The following is a 16,824-nucleotide window of genomic DNA, read 5'->3' as shown; positions in this document are numbered from 1 at the left end:
CGTAACTATGACGCCAGTGACAAATGTCTCTTCTGCTGTTTATGCGTTTGCAGCCACTCGGCGACCCGCTGTTGCTGAGCTTTATCGAGCCACATGCCGAGTTTAGTTCGACGCCAGATCGCATCATCGAGTTCACTTACCCACTCTTTTTCCACCAGATACCGCAGTTCCGCCTCGTAGAATCCGTGACCGAAATCTTCACCCAGCGATTCAATGCTGGTGGCATCAGACAGGAAAAGTTCGGTCTGGCTGCCGTAAGTGCGGGCATAGCGGCGCGCCAGCGATTCCGGCAACCATTTGAAACGGCTGCGCAGATTGGCGCTGTAGGTATCGCGATCGCCATTCAACTTCCCGCCGGGCAGGACGGCCGTTTTGGTCCACGCCGGACCGGCCTTCGGATAATACTTGCCGAGTTTTTCCAGCGCGTGTTCCGCCAGTTTACGGTAAGTCGTCAGCTTGCCACCGAAAACGGAAAGCAGCGGCGCCTTGCCGTCCAGATCATGAACGTCGAGCGTGTAATCGCGGGTGACCGCCTGCGGTGAATCGGATTCGTCATCGCACAGCGGACGTACGCCGGAGTAAGTCCAAACGATGTCTTCGGTGGTCAGCTGTTTCTTGAAGTGATCGTTATACACTTTCAGCAGATAGCCGATCTCCTTATCATCAATTTTAACGTCTTTCGGATCGCCGTGATATTCCACATCGGTGGTGCCGATAATTGAGAATTCATCCAGCCACGGGATCACAAACACAATACGGTGATCTTCGTTCTGCAAAATGTACGCCTGCGGCTGATTGTGCGCGCGTGGCACCACAATGTGACTGCCTTTAATCAGGCGAATACCGTACGGCGATTTCAGTTTCAGGCCGTCGTCGAAGAAATGTTTTACCCACGGGCCAGTGGCGTTCACCAGACCTTTAGCGCGCCAGGTGAAGGTTTTGCCGGTGTCGATATCTTCGGCTTCGACCATCCACATACCGTCTTCGCGCCATGCACGGGTTACGCGGGTGCGGGTACGGACTTCGCCGCCGCGCTCTTCTACTTCCTGCGCGTTAACGACGACTAAGCGCGCATCGTCAACCCAGCAGTCTGAGTATTCAAAGCCTTTGGTCAGTTCAGGTTTGAGCACCGACTCGCTGCCGAATTTCAGGCCTTTACTGGCCGGCAGGCTGGTGCGTTTGCCCAGATGGTCATAAAGGAACAGACCGGCGCGGATCATCCAGGCTGGGCGCAGGTGCGGCTGATGCGGCAAACGGAAACGCATCGGGAAGGCAATGTGCGGTGCCATTTTCAGCAGCACTTCACGTTCAGCCAGCGCTTCGCTGACCAGACGGAATTCATAATGTTCCAGATAGCGCAGGCCACCGTGGATCAGTTTAGAACTGGCCGAAGAGGTCGCGCAGGCCAAGTCTTGCGCTTCAAGCAGCAGTACAGACAGCCCGCGGCCAGCTGCATCTGTTGCGATGCCGGTACCATTAATACCGCCACCAATTACGATCAAGTCTTTGGTTTCCACGTCATCTTCCTCCAGATGTTCGCAATAGCTCTTTTATGTTCGTTTTCGCTCACGATTGTAATCGAGAATCGACAAACAAGCCAAGCGTTAACCAAATAAAAACAATTATGCGTGATGAAGGTAACATTTTTGTGTCGGTTTCGAGCAAAACGGAGAGAAGAGAAAGAAAGCGAACGTAGCTGCGCGTTAAGTTTTTCGAAATTGTTCGTTTAGGGCAAAGGATTAAGAAGAGTGAAAAGCAGGAGCGCCAGCGCGGCGCTCCAAAAGGGCGGGCAATCAGCAGAGTTCGAGCTGGACGTCGTATTTGTCGATAATTTGCTTCACGCTATCCGGCGGCTGTTTGTCGGTAAACAGATAGTGGATCAAATCCATTTTACCGAGGTTAACCATCGCGTTACGCCCGAACTTGGAATGGTCGGTCACCAGCATGACGCAGCGGGAGTTTTCGATAATCGCGCGCTTGGTTCGTGCTTCATGATAATCGAATTCGAGCAGCGAGCCGTCCATATCAATGCCGCTGATGCCGAGAATGCCGTAATCGAGGCGGAACTGAGAGATGAAATCGAGCGTCGCTTCGCCCATGATGCCGCCGTCGCGGGCGCGAACTTCGCCCCCGGCGAGAAACAGACGGCAGTCATCTTTCGCGCTGTAGAGCGTTGCCACGTTCAGGTTGTTGGTGACGATACGCAGATCTTTATGATTGAGCAGCGCGTGCGCCACGGCTTCCGGCGTCGTGCCGATGTCGATAAACAGCGTCGAGCCGTCGGGGATCTGGCTGGCGACGCGTTCGGCGATACGCGCTTTCGCTTCCGACCACATCACTTTACGGTCGTTATACGCCGCGTTCACCGAGCTCGACGGCAGCGCCGCGCCGCCGTGATGACGATGGATCTTGTTCTGTTCAGCCAGATCGTTCAGATCGCGGCGAATAGTTTGCGGGCTGACGGCGAAATGCTCGACCAGCTCTTCGGTGCTGACATATCCCTGCTGACGGACTAAATCGATAATCGCATCATGGCGTTGTGTTTGTTTCACCCGAATCCCCTACTTGCTTTTTTTACGCGGTGTACGCGTATCAACAAATGCCATCACCAGGCCAAGACCCAGACCAAACGCGTGCGCGGCATTGGACACAGCAGCGCCGCCTGTAGCATAACCGATAAACATAAAGATCAGCGAAATCACCAGCAGTCCGCCCGGCACGTACAGCTTGCTTTCCGGTTTCAGCTGGCCGGTCAGCCAGGCGTAACCCATCAATGCGTACACCACGCCCGACAGGCCGCCGAACCAGGCGCCGCTGACCATCGATTGCCCCCAGCCACTGATCAGTGCCGAAACGATCGTGACCGTAAACAGTTTACCGCTGCCCAGATGCATCTCAATCTGGCTGGCCAGATACCACCACCACGCCAGATTAATCAGCAGCGCGATAAAAGAGAAATTCATCAGCGCGGGGGTAAACCAGCGCCAGATCTGGAAAACGCGTGAACTGTCCGGCCACGCCAGCCAGCTCATCACCAGCGGATCGCCGACCAGCTGTTGCAGGATAAACACCGCGAGGCTGAGCACAATCATGCCAATGGTTAGCGGCCCGGCGCGGCTGCGCAGGCTTTTGAGAAATGGCGTGTGTGACATCTTTAAATGCGGCTGCGCCTTGCCGGTTTTCCAGCTGGCTTCCTGATAACGCGGATGCAGCGGATCGCGGACAAACAGCGCGACTTGTTTTTCGGCTTCTTCCAGACGGGATTCGTCATCCAGCCAGATCTGCACTTCCTGGCTCTCGTGTTTCATCGTCAGCGTGAATCCCAGCGTTGCCATGTAATCGACAAACGCCTGAGCGAGACGGGGGTTGTTCAGGTTAAGAATGCGCACCATAGCGTTAAGCGATTTCCCTAATGGTTTGATTTGTTGCCGTCATTTTAGGGCAATACCTTATCTGCCAGCGTGTGGGAAGTCGATTATAACGTCAGTCATTAAAAGGAGGGGAATTTACGAATGCTGTGAAGCCAGTGGTGAAGAAATAATTAACACGGGTGTGAGATGGATCGGGATCTGATGCAACATCGCTGTTGAACGATGTTGCAATCATTAATCTTACAGGCCTTCAAGCGCCTGTTCCAGATCGGCGATCAGGTCATCGGTGTCTTCAATACCGATGCTGATGCGTACCAGTCCGTCGGTGATTCCGCTTTGACGACGAATTTCTGGCGCGACGGCACTGTGCGTCGTGGATGCCGGGTGGCAGGCCAGCGAATCGGTATCGCCAAGAGAAACCGCCTGAGTGATGATGCTCAGCTTATCGAGGAAAGTCCGCGCGGCGTTCAGTCCACCTTTCAACTCGATCGCCATAATCCCGCCGAACAGTTTCATCTGTTGCGATGCCACCGCATGGCCTGGATGCTGTTTCAGCCCCGGATAAAAGACGGTTTCTACCGCGCTGTGCCCGTCAAGGAATTCCGCCACGGCCTGCGCACTCAGCGAACTGGCTTCGACGCGCAGCGGCAATGTTTTCAATCCACGGATAAGCAAACTGGCTTCGAACGGGCTGAGGCAACCGCCGAACTGTTTCAGGCTCAGGGTGCGGATTGGCGTAATCAGCGCCGCTGCACCGGCTACCACGCCGCCGGTTGCATCGCCGTGACCGCTGATGTACTTGGTCGCGGAGTGCAGAACGATATCAATGCCCAGCTCGAGTGGACGCGTCAGGTATGGCGTCGCAAAGGTGTTGTCGGCGACGCTCACCGCACCGGCGGCTTTCGACAGACGGGCGATTTGCGCCAGATCCGCGATATCCAGACCCGGATTCGCCGGTGTTTCGACCAGCACAACTTTGGTTTTTTTGGTGAATGCAGCTTCCAGTTCAGCGACGTTCGCGACGTGAACCGGTTTGATGCCGTAACGCGGCAGCAGATTACGCACTACGCCTTCGGTGCCGCCGTACAGCGTACCGATATGAATGATTTCATCGCCCGGCACCAGCAGGGCAAACAAGGTGGCGCTGATTGCCGCCATGCCGCTGGCACAGGCGACGGCGGTTTCTGCGCCTTCCAGCGCCGCCAGTTTCTGCTCGAAAACGGTCACCGTCGGATTGGCAAAGCGACTGTACATATAGCCCGGCTCTTCACCGCTGAAACGGCGCGCGCCGCTGTCAAAATCGGGGTAAGAAAATGCAGAAGACGCCGTGATGGGTGTTGCGATGGCGCCCGTCTGGGTATCGGGCTGCTGGCCGCCATGAACGGCGAGGGTACGCATCCCTAAAGAACGTGAAGTGTTCAGATGTTTCATCTTGAAATCCTGTCGTTGGTAGAAGGAAATTATATCAAGACTGAAGATGTGTAGCTTTTTCCGCTTAAGAACATTTTCGGCGCAGACCGATCGGGCTGGTTATAAAGAAAAGTGCGTCTGCGCCGGTAAAAACAACCGAAAATCAGGCTTCGATATCCTGAGGGAAGGTTTTTGACCAGGCTTCGAATCCGCCATCGACACTGTAAACCGATTCGAAACCCTGACCGATCAGGAACTGCGCTGCGCCGCGGCTGCTGATGCCGTGGTAGCACATCACCAGCACGGGTTTTTGGGCGTCGGCCTGATCCATAAAGGCACGCATGCTGTCGTTGCTCAGGTGGAATGCACCGGGAGCGTGGCCTGCGCTGAACGTCTGCGGATCACGGATGTCGACCATCACCGCTTCGCCTGATGTCAGACGGTTGTGCGCTTGTTCAACGCTTATTGCTTCAAATTGTTCCATTGGGCCGTGCCTCATTCGTCAGTTATCGAGGCATTCTACCTAATTATCCACCAATCAAGACCAGACAAACCGCATGGGTACCCGTTAAACCAGCACCACTTTGACGCCTTTTTCGCGAAGCTGGCCGATTATCTCAGCGTTAGCTTCTTTGCCGGTGATCAGCACGTCGATCTGCTCAGTTCGGCTGAACAACATGCCTGCGCGCTGACCGACTTTGCTGCTGTCTACCAGCACCGCCAGATTCCCGACGTAATTCAGCATCTTCTGTTCTGCCATGGCGGTCAGCATATCGGTTTTGTACAGGCCATCGGGCGTCAGCCCTGCGCCGCTGGTAAACATCCAGTGACCGGCATACAGGCTGGCGTCGCCGTCCTGCGGGGCGAGGGTGATCGACTGACTTTTATTGTACTGCCCGCCCATGATAACCACGCTGTCATGCTCCTGCTCAATCAGATAATTGGCCAGCGGCAGATAGTTGGTGATCACCTGAATGTCTTTCCCGCACATTTCGCGCCCGAGCAGAAACGCCGTTGAGCCGCAGTTAATGACCACGCTTTCGCCCGGCTGGCACAGTTCGGCAGCGGCTTTGGCGATACGCATTTTTTCGTTGAGATTGTGGGTCTGGTGGATATTCAGCGGCGTCCAGTTCTGACGTGGCTGATTGACGGCTTCGGCACCGTTACGCACTTTGCGCAATTTGCCTAATTCATTGAGTTTGGTGATGTCACGACGCGCTGTCGCCGGTGAAATATCAAAATGATCAATCACATCAGCGACGGAAATCTGCCCCTGACGCTGCAAAAGATCAAGGATGGCATTGTGGCGTTGTGGCTCAGTCATGGTGGCTCCGCGAGTAAATCGAATCAGAATGATTACCGCGTGATTATAAACGAGCAGTAATGGCAATTACATTGTTTATAATGAGGCGGAGTAAATCGTCTCCGCCTCTTCTTAACACGTTTTAAAGGAATGATTTAAACGGTAAATCGGTGTCTGTCGTGAAGCAGTCCTCGAATCCACGCGGATAGTGATATTCGAAATTGTCTTTGTCATTCGGGTAAGTGAATTTGCCTCCGACCTGCCAGATAAACGGCTTGAAACCATATTTCAGCCGGTCTTTTTTCATCTCCCACAGTACGCGTATTTCCTGCGGATCGGCCTGAAAATTCGACCAGATATCGTGATGGAACGGGATCACCACTTTGGTGTTCAGCGATTCCGCCATGCGCAACATATCGACGCTGGTCATTTTATCGGTCACACCGCGGGGATTCTCACCGTAGGAGCCGAGCGCCACGTCTATCTGATACTCGTTACCGTGTTTGGCGTAATAGTTGGAATAGTGCGAATCGCCACTGTGATACAGGTTTCCGCCCGGCGTTTTGAACAGGTAGTTCACCGCGCGTTGGTCCATCATGTCTGGCAGAACGCCAGCCGCTTTCTGGTCGGCGGGCAGCGTGATGAGCACCGTGCGGTCGAAGGAATCCAGCGCGTGAATTTCCACATCTTTGATGCGTACGACTTTGCCCGGCGTCATCACGATGCAGCGTTCAGCGGGCACGCCCCAGCTCATCCACAGATCCACGCAGGTTTGCGGGCCGATGAATGGCACGTCGGAGGCGCAGTTTTGCATGACGGCTGCCGCGACGTTTACGTCAATGTGATCGTTATGATCGTGCGTGGATAACACGGCGTCGATCTCGCGGATCGCAAAGGGATCGAGCACGAACGGTGTGGTGCGCAGATTGGGCTGCAGCTTCTTCACGCCTGCCATGCGTTGCATCTGATGCCCGGTTTTCATCAGCGGACTGCTGTGATTTTGCTTACCGACGCCGCACCACAAATCGACGCAAATGTTCGCGCCGCCTTCTGACTTCAGCCAGATTCCTGTACAGCCCAGCCACCACATGGCAAAAGTGCCCGGCGCGACTTTTTCCTGCTCGATTTCTTCATTCAGCCAAGTGCCCCATTCCGGGAAAGTACTCAGGATCCAGGACTCGCGGCTGATCGTTTCTACTTTGCTCATGGTGTTCCCTCATCGTCATAACAGTGTGAATAAGTCGTCACATTTAATCATTTGGTGACTTGATGTGATTTGTTCATGCGAAAGTTATCACCGAAATATCGTCATGACAATGACTTTTCCAGAGGGTTTTGTGAGGGGGTTGACGTGGGATCCTGACGGGAAATCGAAGGATGCGATCGTTTTAATAGCAGAGGGTTATATTTAATGAATTGAAATATATATAAAAATAATGATTCATGTGACTTGGTGAAAGTTTCCCTGATGACGATAACTTGCGAGACTGCTCACAAATAATCATTTCGAATCTTTACCTGATTCAATGTGAGCATTAGGGTGCATCTGTCCCTCACTTTTTGGCGCAACGTTAGCGCCAAAAAGATCAAACAAGGTCAGACGGAGAGTTTTATGGAAATGCTCTACACCCTCTTTACCGTATTTTTTAATCAGGTAATGACCAATGCGCCGCTGCTGTTGGGTATTGTGACCATGCTCGGTTACATCCTGCTCAGAAAGAGCGCGACGGTAATTATCAAAGGCACCATCAAAACCATTATCGGCTTTATGTTATTGCAGGCCGGGTCCGGCATTCTGACCGGCACGTTTAAACCTGTGGTAGCCAAGCTGTCAGAAGTCTACGGCATCAACGGTGCGATTTCGGACACCTACGCCTCCATGATGGCGACGGTTGAACGTATGGGCGATGCCTATAGCTGGGTCGGTTACGCGGTGCTGATCGCCCTCGGTCTGAACATTCTGATGGTGGTTTTCCGCCGTATCACCGGCATCCGCACCATCATGCTCACCGGCCACATCATGTTCCAGCAGGCCGGGCTGATTGCGGTCTTCTTCTTTATCATGGGTTACCCGATGTGGACGACGATCTGGTGCACGGCGATCCTGGTTTCGCTGTACTGGGGCATTACGTCCAATATGATGTACAAACCGACGCAGTCCGTGACCGAAAACAGCGGTTTTTCCATCGGCCACCAGCAGCAGTTTGCGTCATGGATTGCCTATAAAATCGCGCCATATCTCGGTAAGAAAGAAGACAGCGTCGAAGACCTGAAACTGCCGGGCTGGCTCAATATTTTCCACGATAATATCGTTTCCACCGCCATCGTCATGACCGTGTTCTTCGGCATCATTCTCTGCTCGTTTGGCCTGGATACGCTGCAACAAATGGCCGGTAAAACCCACTGGACGATATACATCCTGCAAACCGGTCTGATGTTTGCGGTGGCGATTTTCATCATCATTCAGGGCGTACGCATGTTTGTCGCCGAACTGACTGAGGCCTTTAACGGCATATCCCAACGTTTAATTCCTGGTGCCGTTCTGGCGATCGACTGCGCAGCGATTTACAGCTTTGCGCCGAACGCCGTGGTCTGGGGCTTTATGTGGGGCACTATCGGCCAGCTGATTGCCGTGGCTATTCTGTTCGGCCTCGGTTCTTCCATCATGATCATCCCCGGCTTTATCCCGATGTTCTTCTCCAACGCCACTATCGGCGTGTTTGCCAACCACTTCGGCGGATGGCGCGCCGCGCTGAAAATCTGTCTGGTAATGGGGATGATCGAAATCTTCGGCTGCGTCTGGGCCATCAAACTCACCGGCCTCAGTGCGTGGATGGGGATGGCCGACTGGTCGATCCTCGCACCGCCAATGATGCAGGGCTTCTTCAGCCTCGGCATGGCCTTTATGGGTGTCATTGCGGTGATTGCATTGATGTACATGTTCTTCGCGGGCCGTACTTTGCGCGCCGAAGAAGACGCTGAAAAACAAGCGCTTAACCAATCCACTTCTCACTAATCAACGAGGTTCCCATGACAGTACGAATTCTGGCGGTATGCGGTTGCGGGCAAGGCAGTTCGATGATCATGAAGATGAAAATCGGCCAGTTCCTGACGCAGGAAGGTGTGGATCACACCATGAACAGCTGCGCGGTGGGCGAGTACAAATCAGAGCTGGGCGGTGCGGACATTATTGTCGCCTCTACGCACGTTGCGGATGAGATTACGGTCAGCGGTAACAAATACGTCGTTGGCGTCCGCAACATGCTCTCGGCGGCGGACTTCGGGCCGAAAGTGATGGAAGTGATTAACGCGCACTTCCCCACCTCGCTGAAAAAGTAGGGAGCGAAAGATGAAACTGCGAGATTCGCTGGCTCAGAACGATTCAATTTGCCTGAATGCAGAAGCAGAAACCTGGCAGGACGCGGTAAAAATTGGCGTCGATATGCTGGTGAAAGCGGGTGTGGTGGAGCCGCGCTATTACCAGGCGATTCTGGACGGCGTCGAACGTTTCGGGCCGTACTTTGTGATAGCGCCTGGTCTGGCAATGCCGCATGGCCGTCCGGAAGAGGGCGTGCTCAAAACAGGTTTCGCGCTGGTGACGCTGAAAAAACCGCTGGTGTTCAACCATGAAGATAACGATCCGGTGGACATTCTCATCACGCTGGCTGCCGTGGATGCCAATGCGCATCAGGAAATCGGCATCATGCAGGTGGTGGATTTGTTTGAGGATGAGGCCAATTTCGATCGCCTGCGTGCCTGTACTACAGCGCAGCAGGTGCTGGATTTGATCGACCAGACGTCCGCCGCGGCGCACTAATTTCCATTACGCTCTCAGAGAAGGAATTCAATATGTCTCATTCATTACCGATGTTGCAGGTGGCATTAGATAACCAGTCGATGGACGACGCCTACAAAACTACGCGTTTGATTGCTCACGAAGTGGACATCATCGAAGTCGGCACTATTTTGTGCGTCGCCGAAGGCGTGCGTGCGGTACGTGATTTGAAAGCGCTGTATCCGGAAAAAATCGTGCTGGCCGACGCTAAAATCGCCGATGCCGGAAAAATTCTTTCGCGCATGTGTTTTGAAGCTAATGCCGACTGGGTGACGGTGATTTGCTGCGCTGATATCAACACCACCAAAGGCGCACTGGAGGTAGCGGAAGAGTTTAACGGTGACGTGCAGATTGAGCTGACCGGTTACTGGACGTGGGAACAGGCGCAGGAATGGCGCGAAGCAGGCATCGGGCAAGTGGTGTATCACCGCAGCCGTGACGCACAGGCTGCAGGTGTGGCGTGGAGCGAAGCCGATATTACTGCCATCAAACGTCTGTCCGACATGGGCTTTAAGGTCACCGTCACCGGCGGGCTGGCGCTGGAAGATTTGCCGCTGTTTAAAGGCATTCCGATCCACGTCTTTATCGCCGGTCGCAGCATCCGCGATGCCAAAGATCCGGTTGGTGCGGCGCGTCAGTTCAAAAAATCCATCAGCCAGCTCTGGGGCTAAGGAATCTCGCATGATGCACAAAGCCGTTCCACTGGGTATCTATGAAAAAGCCCTGCCAGCGGGCGAAGACTGGCTGATGCGCCTGACGCTGGCGAAAGAGCTGGGCTTCGATTTCGTTGAAATGTCGGTGGATGAAACCGATCACCGGCTGGCGCGGCTTGACTGGTCACGCGAGCAGCGTCTGCTGGTGGTCGATGCGATTTCGCGCACCGGTATCCGCATTCCGTCGATGTGCCTGAGCGCGCATCGTCGTTTTCCGCTCGGCTCTGAGGATGATGAAACCCGCAATCAGGGGCTGGAAATCATGCGTAAAGCCATCGTGCTGGCGCAGGATTTGGGTATCCGCGTGATCCAGCTGGCCGGTTATGACGTGTATTACCAGCAGGCTAACGATCACACCCGCGAACGCTTTCGCGCAGGTTTGCAGGAATCGGTCGAAATGGCCAGCCGCGCACAGGTCACACTGGCGATGGAAATCATGGACTATCCGCTGATGAATTCGATCAGCAAGGCGCTCGGTTATACCCATTACCTGAACAATCCGTGGTTCCAGCTTTATCCGGATATTGGCAATTTGTCCGCGTGGGATAACGACGTGCAGATGGAGCTGGCGAGCGGTGCGGGGCACATCGTCGCCGTGCATATCAAAGATACGCAGCCCGGCGTGTTTAAAAACGTTCCCTTTGGCAGCGGCGTGGTGGAATTCGAACGCTGCTTTGAAACGCTGCAAAAAAGCGGCTATCGCGGGCCATACCTTATCGAAATGTGGAGCGAAACCGCCGCCGACCCGATGCAGGAAGTGCGCAACGCGCGTGCCTGGGTGGTGGATAAAATGCAGAAAGCCGGGCTTAACATGAAGGAAATAGCATGACGGAGTCACTGAAGCAGCGGGTGTTTGAGGCCAATATGGCGCTGCCGGCGTTCGGTCTGGTGACTTTCACCTGGGGCAACGTCAGCGGCATCGATCGCCAGCGCGGCCTGATGGTGATCAAACCGAGCGGCGTGGAATACGAAAAAATGCACGCCAGCGACATGGTGGTGGTGAACCTGCAAGGAGAGGTGGTCGAAGGGCATTACAAACCTTCTTCCGACACCGCAACGCATCTGGAACTGTACGCCCGCTTCCCTGAACTCGGCGGCATCGTTCATACCCATTCCACCCATGCGACGTCATGGGCGCAGGCGGGCGTCGCCATTCCGGCGCTTGGCACCACGCACGCGGATTATTTTGCCGGTGCGATCCCTTGTACGCGGGCATTAACGCGCGAAGAAGTCGCCGGGCAGTACGAACTGGAAACCGGCAAAGTGATCGCCGAAACGCTGGCAGGTATTCAGCCGCTGCACATGCCGGGGATTCTGGTGGCGCAGCACGGCCCGTTTTGCTGGGGAACGACGCCGGAGCAGGCGGTTCACAACGCCGTCGTGCTGGAAGAAGTCGCGAAAATGGCGTGGATCACCGGCACTCTGCAACGCGCGCAACCGCCGATGGACGATTATCTGCTGCACAAACATTTCAGCCGAAAACATGGGCCGGATGCGTATTACGGGCAGAAATAAAAAATACGTAAAACAGGTTTAGAAACAAACGACAGTGAGCATTTTTTCGACATAGGGTTTATACATAAGTGTATTGGGATCACACTTTTTACCGCAATCAGGCTTTTTCTCACGGAAATATTCCGTCCCCTCTGACAGAAAAGAGACTGCCCTATGTCGAAGCTCACGCTCAAGCAGGATGTTTTTTTGGCGGCGTTAACCCGCCAGTGGCAAGCGTTCGGACTCACCAGTGCGAAGGACATGACCCGGCATCAGTGGTGGCATGCGGTCAGTGCCGCGGTTGCCGAACAGCTGCCGCCGCAAAACGATACCGTCACCCGTAAAAGCAAAAACGTCACCCGCCACGTTAACTACATTTCGATGGAGTTCCTGGTCGGGAGGCTGACCGGCAATAACCTGATCAACCTTGGCTGGTATGAGAAAATCGCCAGCGCGCTGGAACAGTTTGATATCAATCTGACTGACCTGCTGGAAGAAGAAATCGACCCTGCGCTCGGCAATGGCGGGCTCGGACGGCTGGCAGCCTGTTATCTCGATGCAATGGCGTCGGTCGGGCAACCGGGCATCGGCTATGGCCTGAATTATCAGTACGGCCTGTTCCGTCAGCGGTTTGTCGACGGCAAACAAAAAGAGTCGCCGGACGACTGGCACCGCAACGACTATCCGTGGTTTCGCCATAACAGCTCGCTGGCGGTGAGCGTCGGTATCGGCGGTAAAATCGTCAAAAATGAGCAGGGCGTTCCGCGTTGGGAACCGGAGTTTACCCTGCGTGGCGAAGCCTGGGATCTGCCGGTAATGGGTTATCGCAACGGCGTTACCCAGCCGCTGCGACTGTGGGAAGCCACCCATCCACATCCTTTTGATCTCGATAAGTTTAATGACGGCGAGTTCCTGAAAGCGGAACAACAGGGCATTGACGCCGCCAAACTCACCAAAGTGCTTTATCCAAATGATAACCATCAGGCCGGTAAACGCCTGCGCCTGATGCAACAGTATTTCCAGTGTGCCTGCTCGGTGGCCGATATCCTGCGGCGTCATCATTTTCTTGGCCGCAAAATCAGCGAGCTGCCGGATTACGAAGTTATCCAGCTCAACGATACCCACCCGACTATCGCCATTCCTGAAATGTTACGCGTGCTGATCGACGAACATCAGATGAGCTGGAACGACGCGTGGCACATCACCAGCCGCACCTTTGCTTATACCAACCACACCTTAATGCCTGAAGCGCTGGAAACCTGGGATGAAAGTCTGGTGCGCAGCCTGTTGCCGCGCCATTTCCAGATCATCAAGCAAATTAACGCCAACTTTAAGAAACTGGTCAGCAAAGAGTGGCCGGGCGATGAGGCGGTGTGGGCGAAGCTGGCGGTGCATCACGACAAACAGGTGCGCATGGCGAATTTGTGCGTTGTTGCCGGTTTTGCGGTGAACGGCGTTGCGGCGCTGCATTCGGATCTGGTGGTCAAAGATCTCTTCCCGGAATATCACCAGCTTTGGCCGGAAAAATTCCACAACGTCACCAACGGTATCACCCCGCGCCGCTGGCTGAAGCAGTGTAACCCTGCGCTGTCATCACTGATTGATGACCGCCTGAAAACCGATACCTGGGTAACGAATTTAGATCTGCTGAAAGAGCTGGAAAGCGGCGTTAAAGACAAAAAATTCTGCAAACAGTACCGAAAAATCAAGCACGACAACAAAGTGCGTCTGGCGGAATATGTCTGGCATCGCATGGGTATCCGGCTCAATCCGGATGCGATTTTCGATGTGCAAATCAAACGCCTTCATGAGTACAAACGTCAGCATCTCAACCTGCTGCACATCCTTTCACTGTACCGCCAGATCCGCGATAACCCGAAACTGGATATCGTGCCGCGCGTTTTCCTGTTCGGTGCCAAAGCCGCGCCCGGTTATTACCTCGCTAAAAATATTATTTATGCGATCAATCAGGTCGCGGAGAAGATCAACAACGATCCGATCGTCGCGGATCGTATCAAAGTGGTGTTTATTCCAGATTATTGCGTATCGGTGGCCGAACTGATGATCCCGGCGGCGGACGTGTCCGAGCAGATTTCGACGGCGGGTAAAGAAGCCTCCGGTACCGGCAATATGAAACTGGCGCTGAATGGCGCGCTGACCGTCGGCACGCTGGACGGTGCGAACGTCGAGATCGCCGAGCAGGTGGGTGAGGACAATATCTTCATCTTTGGCCTGACGGTGGATGAAGTTAAAGCGCAGCTGAAAAAAGGCTACAAACCTAAAGCGGTGGTGAAAAAAGATAAACACCTGAAAGCGATCCTCGATGAACTGGCCAGCGGTTTTTACGCTAACGGTGACAAAAAAGCCTTCGATCTGATGCTCAACAGCCTGCTCGACGGCGGTGATCCATATCTGGTACTGGCCGATTTCGCCGGGTACTGCGAAGCACAACAAAAGGTCGATGCGCTATATCGCAACGCTGATGAATGGACGCGCCGCGCGTTGCTCAATACCGCACGCGTCGGAATGTTCAGTGCTGACCGTTCCATCCGCGATTACCAGCAGCGCATCTGGCAGGCCAAACGTTAGGAGCCGACATGGAGGATAAGCAACTTGTTGAAGCCGCCCGACGGGCGGGGATTTTAGACAGCTTTATTAACATGGCCGATGACGTCGAAACGATCTCTGATGACACCCGCATTGCGCTGCTGGCAGCGATGGGACGCGACCCGCAGGACGTCGAAGACATCACGCCGGTTCCGCCGGTGAAAGTATTTACCGCGGGAAAAGAAATGCTGCTAACGCCAGAAGGCAGCGGCATTTTTTCGTGGCAGCTGACGCTGGAAAACGGCGACCAGACGCAGGGGGAAATTCACAGCGGCGACGTACTGGATTTCCGTGTCGATCTGCCAACGGGTTATCACCAGCTGACCCTGTCGCAAAATCGTCAGGTCTGGCAGTGCCGGATTATCGTGGTGCCGCCGCGCTGTTTCGAGCCGCAGGCATTGCGCAAAGGTAAAAAACTGTGGGGCGCGACCCTTCAGCTGTATACGCTGCGTTCGGAGAATAACTGGGGCGTCGGTGATTTTGGTGATCTTAAAAAAATGGTCGAAGAAGTCGGAAAACGCGGCGGTGCGTTTGTCGGGCTTAATCCCATTCATGCGCTTTATCCGGCGAATCCGCTAAGCGCCAGTCCGTACAGCCCGTCGTCCCGTCGCTGGCTGAATCTGACGTATATCGACGTAAATGCCGTGGAAGAGTTTGCTGTGAGCGATTTGGCGCAAAGCTGGTGGCACTCTGTCGAAACGCATGAGGCGTTGTTGCAGGCGCGCAGCACGGAGTATGTCGATTATCCGCTGGTGATGAAGCTCAAATCTGCCGCGCTGAAACTGGTATGGCCGCTGTTTGGTGAGTTGCCAGAGGCCAGTCAGCGTAAGCGTGATTTTCGGCGCTTTGTGCAAAACGGCGGCGACAGTTTACGCCAGCAAGCGCTATTCGACGCGCTGCATACCCACTTGCGGGAGCTGGATTTAGGCCAGTGGGGCTGGCCGGTCTGGCCAGATGCGTACCGTGATGCGAAAGGCGCAGGCGTGGCTGAATTCAGCGAGCGTTACGCCAATGAAATTGAGTTCTACATGTGGCAGCAATGGCTGGCGCATACGCAGTTTTCGGCATGTTATCAGCGCAGCCTGGAACTGGAGATGCCCATCGGTTTATATCGGGATTTAGCGGTCGGTGTCGCCGAGGGCGGGGCAGAAACCTGGTCGGATCCGGCTTTATATTGTCTGAACGCCACCATCGGCGCACCGCCGGACATCCTCGGCCCGCAGGGGCAAAACTGGGGGCTGCCGCCCATCGATCCGCATGAAATGAAAGCCCGTGCCTATCAGCCGTTTATCGATTTGCTGCGCGCGAATATGGCGGAATGCGGCGCGCTGCGTATCGATCACGTGATGGGGTTGCTGCGGCTCTGGTGGATACCGGCCGATCAGGAAGCGGACAAGGGCGCGTACGTGCGTTACCCGCTGGAAGATCTGCTCGGCGTGCTGGCGCTGGAGAGTCAGCGACACCGGTGCATGGTGATTGGCGAAGATCTTGGCACCGTGCCAAAAGAGATTGTCGCCAGCCTGCGCGACAGCGGCGTTTATTCCTACAAAGTGTTGTATTTCGAGCACGACAAAACCTTTACCTGTCGCCCGCCGCAGGATTACGTGGCGCAGGCGATGGCCACGGTTACTACGCATGATTTACCGACGCTGCGCGGATACTGGGAGGGCGGTGATTTAACCCTCGGTGAGTCGCTGGGCGTGTATCCGGATCCGCAGGTATTGGAGAAGTTGCGCGGCGAGCGTGAGCGCAGTAAACAGGGGCTGCTGAACGCGCTGCATCTGCAACACTGTGTGCCGAAAGGGACATCGCGCAATGCCGAAAACATGCCGATGACGCCGGAGCTGAACTGGGGTTTGCAGTGTTATCTGGCAGACAGCGCCAGCGCACTGCTCGGTCTGCAACCGGAAGACTGGCTGGACATGGCGACGCCGGTCAACGTTCCCGGCACCAATACGGAATACCCTAACTGGCGGCGTAAACTCACACATACGCTCGAAGAGATGTTTGCCGACGAGCACATTGAAGCGCTGCTGGCGGAGGTGAACCTGCGCAGGCAGGCATAAAAAAAGCACCCGGTTCACAGGGTGC

At 54.7% G+C, this 16,824-nt stretch carries 15 protein-coding genes; 8 read left to right on the top strand and 7 right to left on the bottom strand.

The genetic code is table 11. The features are described 5' to 3' along the window. Positions 1-5 precede the first annotated feature (5 nt). From GE278_20140 to ulaG, 7 genes are all read right to left on the bottom strand, one after another. Positions 6-1,517 (bottom strand): glycerol-3-phosphate dehydrogenase, encoded by a 1,512-nt coding sequence (locus GE278_20140; protein ID QLK62918.1) that lies wholly within the window; start codon positions 1,515-1,517, stop codon positions 6-8. A 276-nt stretch (positions 1,518-1,793) separates the two neighbouring features. Next, positions 1,794-2,552: a DeoR/GlpR family transcriptional regulator gene (locus GE278_20135; GenBank protein QLK62917.1), complete on the bottom strand. Its 759-nt coding sequence runs from the start codon at positions 2,550-2,552 to the stop codon at positions 1,794-1,796. Positions 2,553-2,561: 9 nt separating this feature from the next. After that, positions 2,562-3,392, bottom strand: coding sequence for a rhomboid family intramembrane serine protease GlpG (gene glpG / locus GE278_20130; protein ID QLK62916.1), 831 nt, complete (start codon positions 3,390-3,392; stop codon positions 2,562-2,564). 219 nt (positions 3,393-3,611) lie between these two features. Then, positions 3,612-4,802 carry an aminotransferase class I/II-fold pyridoxal phosphate-dependent enzyme gene (locus GE278_20125; protein ID QLK62915.1) on the bottom strand — a complete coding sequence of 397 codons (1,191 nt, stop codon included), beginning with the start codon at positions 4,800-4,802 and terminating at the stop codon, positions 3,612-3,614. Positions 4,803-4,944: 142 nt separating this feature from the next. Then, a complete protein-coding gene (gene glpE / locus GE278_20120) occupies positions 4,945-5,265 on the bottom strand; it encodes a thiosulfate sulfurtransferase GlpE (protein ID QLK62914.1) in 321 nt (106 codons plus the stop codon). Between the two features lie 84 nt (positions 5,266-5,349). Further along, positions 5,350-6,105: an HTH-type transcriptional regulator UlaR gene (ulaR, locus tag GE278_20115; GenBank protein ID QLK62913.1), complete on the bottom strand. Its 756-nt coding sequence runs from the start codon at positions 6,103-6,105 to the stop codon at positions 5,350-5,352. 121 nt (positions 6,106-6,226) lie between these two features. After that, the gene (gene ulaG / locus GE278_20110; GenBank protein ID QLK62912.1) at positions 6,227-7,291 is read right to left on the bottom strand and encodes an L-ascorbate 6-phosphate lactonase; all 1,065 of its coding nucleotides are present in this window, start codon (positions 7,289-7,291) and stop codon (positions 6,227-6,229) included. Positions 7,292-7,696: 405 nt separating this feature from the next. Here ulaG and ulaA point away from each other — a divergent pair, with 405 nt between their 5' ends. The 8 genes from ulaA to malQ all read left to right on the top strand — a co-directional run bounded on the left by ulaA (position 7,697) and on the right by malQ (position 16,799). Beyond that, positions 7,697-9,100, top strand: a complete 1,404-nt coding sequence (ulaA, locus tag GE278_20105) for a PTS ascorbate transporter subunit IIC (protein ID QLK62911.1) — start codon at positions 7,697-7,699, stop codon at positions 9,098-9,100. A gap of 14 nt (positions 9,101-9,114) precedes the next feature. Continuing rightward, on the top strand, positions 9,115-9,423 hold the full coding sequence (gene ulaB / locus GE278_20100; protein ID QLK62910.1) for a PTS ascorbate transporter subunit IIB: 309 nt from the start codon (positions 9,115-9,117) through the stop codon (positions 9,421-9,423). Positions 9,424-9,433: 10 nt separating this feature from the next. Beyond that, complete coding sequence (gene ulaC, locus GE278_20095; protein QLK62909.1) at positions 9,434-9,901, top strand: PTS ascorbate transporter subunit IIA; 468 nt, start codon at positions 9,434-9,436, stop codon at positions 9,899-9,901. A gap of 32 nt (positions 9,902-9,933) precedes the next feature. After that, a complete protein-coding gene (locus GE278_20090; GenBank protein QLK62908.1) occupies positions 9,934-10,590 on the top strand; it encodes a 3-dehydro-L-gulonate-6-phosphate decarboxylase in 657 nt (218 codons plus the stop codon). Positions 10,591-10,600: 10 nt separating this feature from the next. Continuing rightward, complete coding sequence (locus tag GE278_20085) at positions 10,601-11,461, top strand: L-ribulose-5-phosphate 3-epimerase (GenBank protein QLK62907.1); 861 nt, start codon at positions 10,601-10,603, stop codon at positions 11,459-11,461. Continuing rightward, positions 11,458-12,147 carry an L-ribulose-5-phosphate 4-epimerase gene (locus GE278_20080; GenBank protein QLK62906.1) on the top strand — a complete coding sequence of 230 codons (690 nt, stop codon included), beginning with the start codon at positions 11,458-11,460 and terminating at the stop codon, positions 12,145-12,147. The genes GE278_20085 and GE278_20080 overlap by 4 nt, the downstream gene beginning before the upstream one ends. 153 nt (positions 12,148-12,300) lie before the next feature. After that, complete coding sequence (malP, locus tag GE278_20075) at positions 12,301-14,715, top strand: maltodextrin phosphorylase (GenBank protein QLK62905.1); 2,415 nt, start codon at positions 12,301-12,303, stop codon at positions 14,713-14,715. An 8-nt stretch (positions 14,716-14,723) separates the two neighbouring features. After that, positions 14,724-16,799, top strand: a complete 2,076-nt coding sequence (malQ, locus tag GE278_20070) for a 4-alpha-glucanotransferase (GenBank protein QLK62904.1) — start codon at positions 14,724-14,726, stop codon at positions 16,797-16,799. The last annotated feature ends 25 nt before the right edge of the window (positions 16,800-16,824 follow it).

This window comes from Enterobacteriaceae bacterium Kacie_13 (assembly GCA_013457415.1).
In the GTDB taxonomy this organism is placed as follows: domain Bacteria; phylum Pseudomonadota; class Gammaproteobacteria; order Enterobacterales; family Enterobacteriaceae; genus Rahnella.
The sequence above is the reverse complement of the archived record's forward strand: the minus strand, read 5'-3'. Positions and strand labels throughout refer to the sequence as shown.

Coding starts and splice junctions, on each gene's coding strand:
- glpG (QLK62916.1), bottom strand. CDS start 3,392: ATGGTGCGCATTCTTAACCTGAACAACCCCCGTCTCGCTCAGGCGTTT.
- GE278_20125 (QLK62915.1), bottom strand. CDS start 4,802: ATGAAACATCTGAACACTTCACGTTCTTTAGGGATGCGTACCCTCGCC.
- glpE (QLK62914.1), bottom strand. CDS start 5,265: ATGGAACAATTTGAAGCAATAAGCGTTGAACAAGCGCACAACCGTCTG.
- ulaR (QLK62913.1), bottom strand. CDS start 6,105: ATGACTGAGCCACAACGCCACAATGCCATCCTTGATCTTTTGCAGCGT.
- ulaG (QLK62912.1), bottom strand. CDS start 7,291: ATGAGCAAAGTAGAAACGATCAGCCGCGAGTCCTGGATCCTGAGTACT.
- ulaA (QLK62911.1), top strand. CDS start 7,697: ATGGAAATGCTCTACACCCTCTTTACCGTATTTTTTAATCAGGTAATG.
- ulaB (QLK62910.1), top strand. CDS start 9,115: ATGACAGTACGAATTCTGGCGGTATGCGGTTGCGGGCAAGGCAGTTCG.
- ulaC (QLK62909.1), top strand. CDS start 9,434: ATGAAACTGCGAGATTCGCTGGCTCAGAACGATTCAATTTGCCTGAAT.
- GE278_20090 (QLK62908.1), top strand. CDS start 9,934: ATGTCTCATTCATTACCGATGTTGCAGGTGGCATTAGATAACCAGTCG.
- GE278_20085 (QLK62907.1), top strand. CDS start 10,601: ATGATGCACAAAGCCGTTCCACTGGGTATCTATGAAAAAGCCCTGCCA.
- GE278_20080 (QLK62906.1), top strand. CDS start 11,458: ATGACGGAGTCACTGAAGCAGCGGGTGTTTGAGGCCAATATGGCGCTG.
- malP (QLK62905.1), top strand. CDS start 12,301: ATGTCGAAGCTCACGCTCAAGCAGGATGTTTTTTTGGCGGCGTTAACC.
- malQ (QLK62904.1), top strand. CDS start 14,724: ATGGAGGATAAGCAACTTGTTGAAGCCGCCCGACGGGCGGGGATTTTA.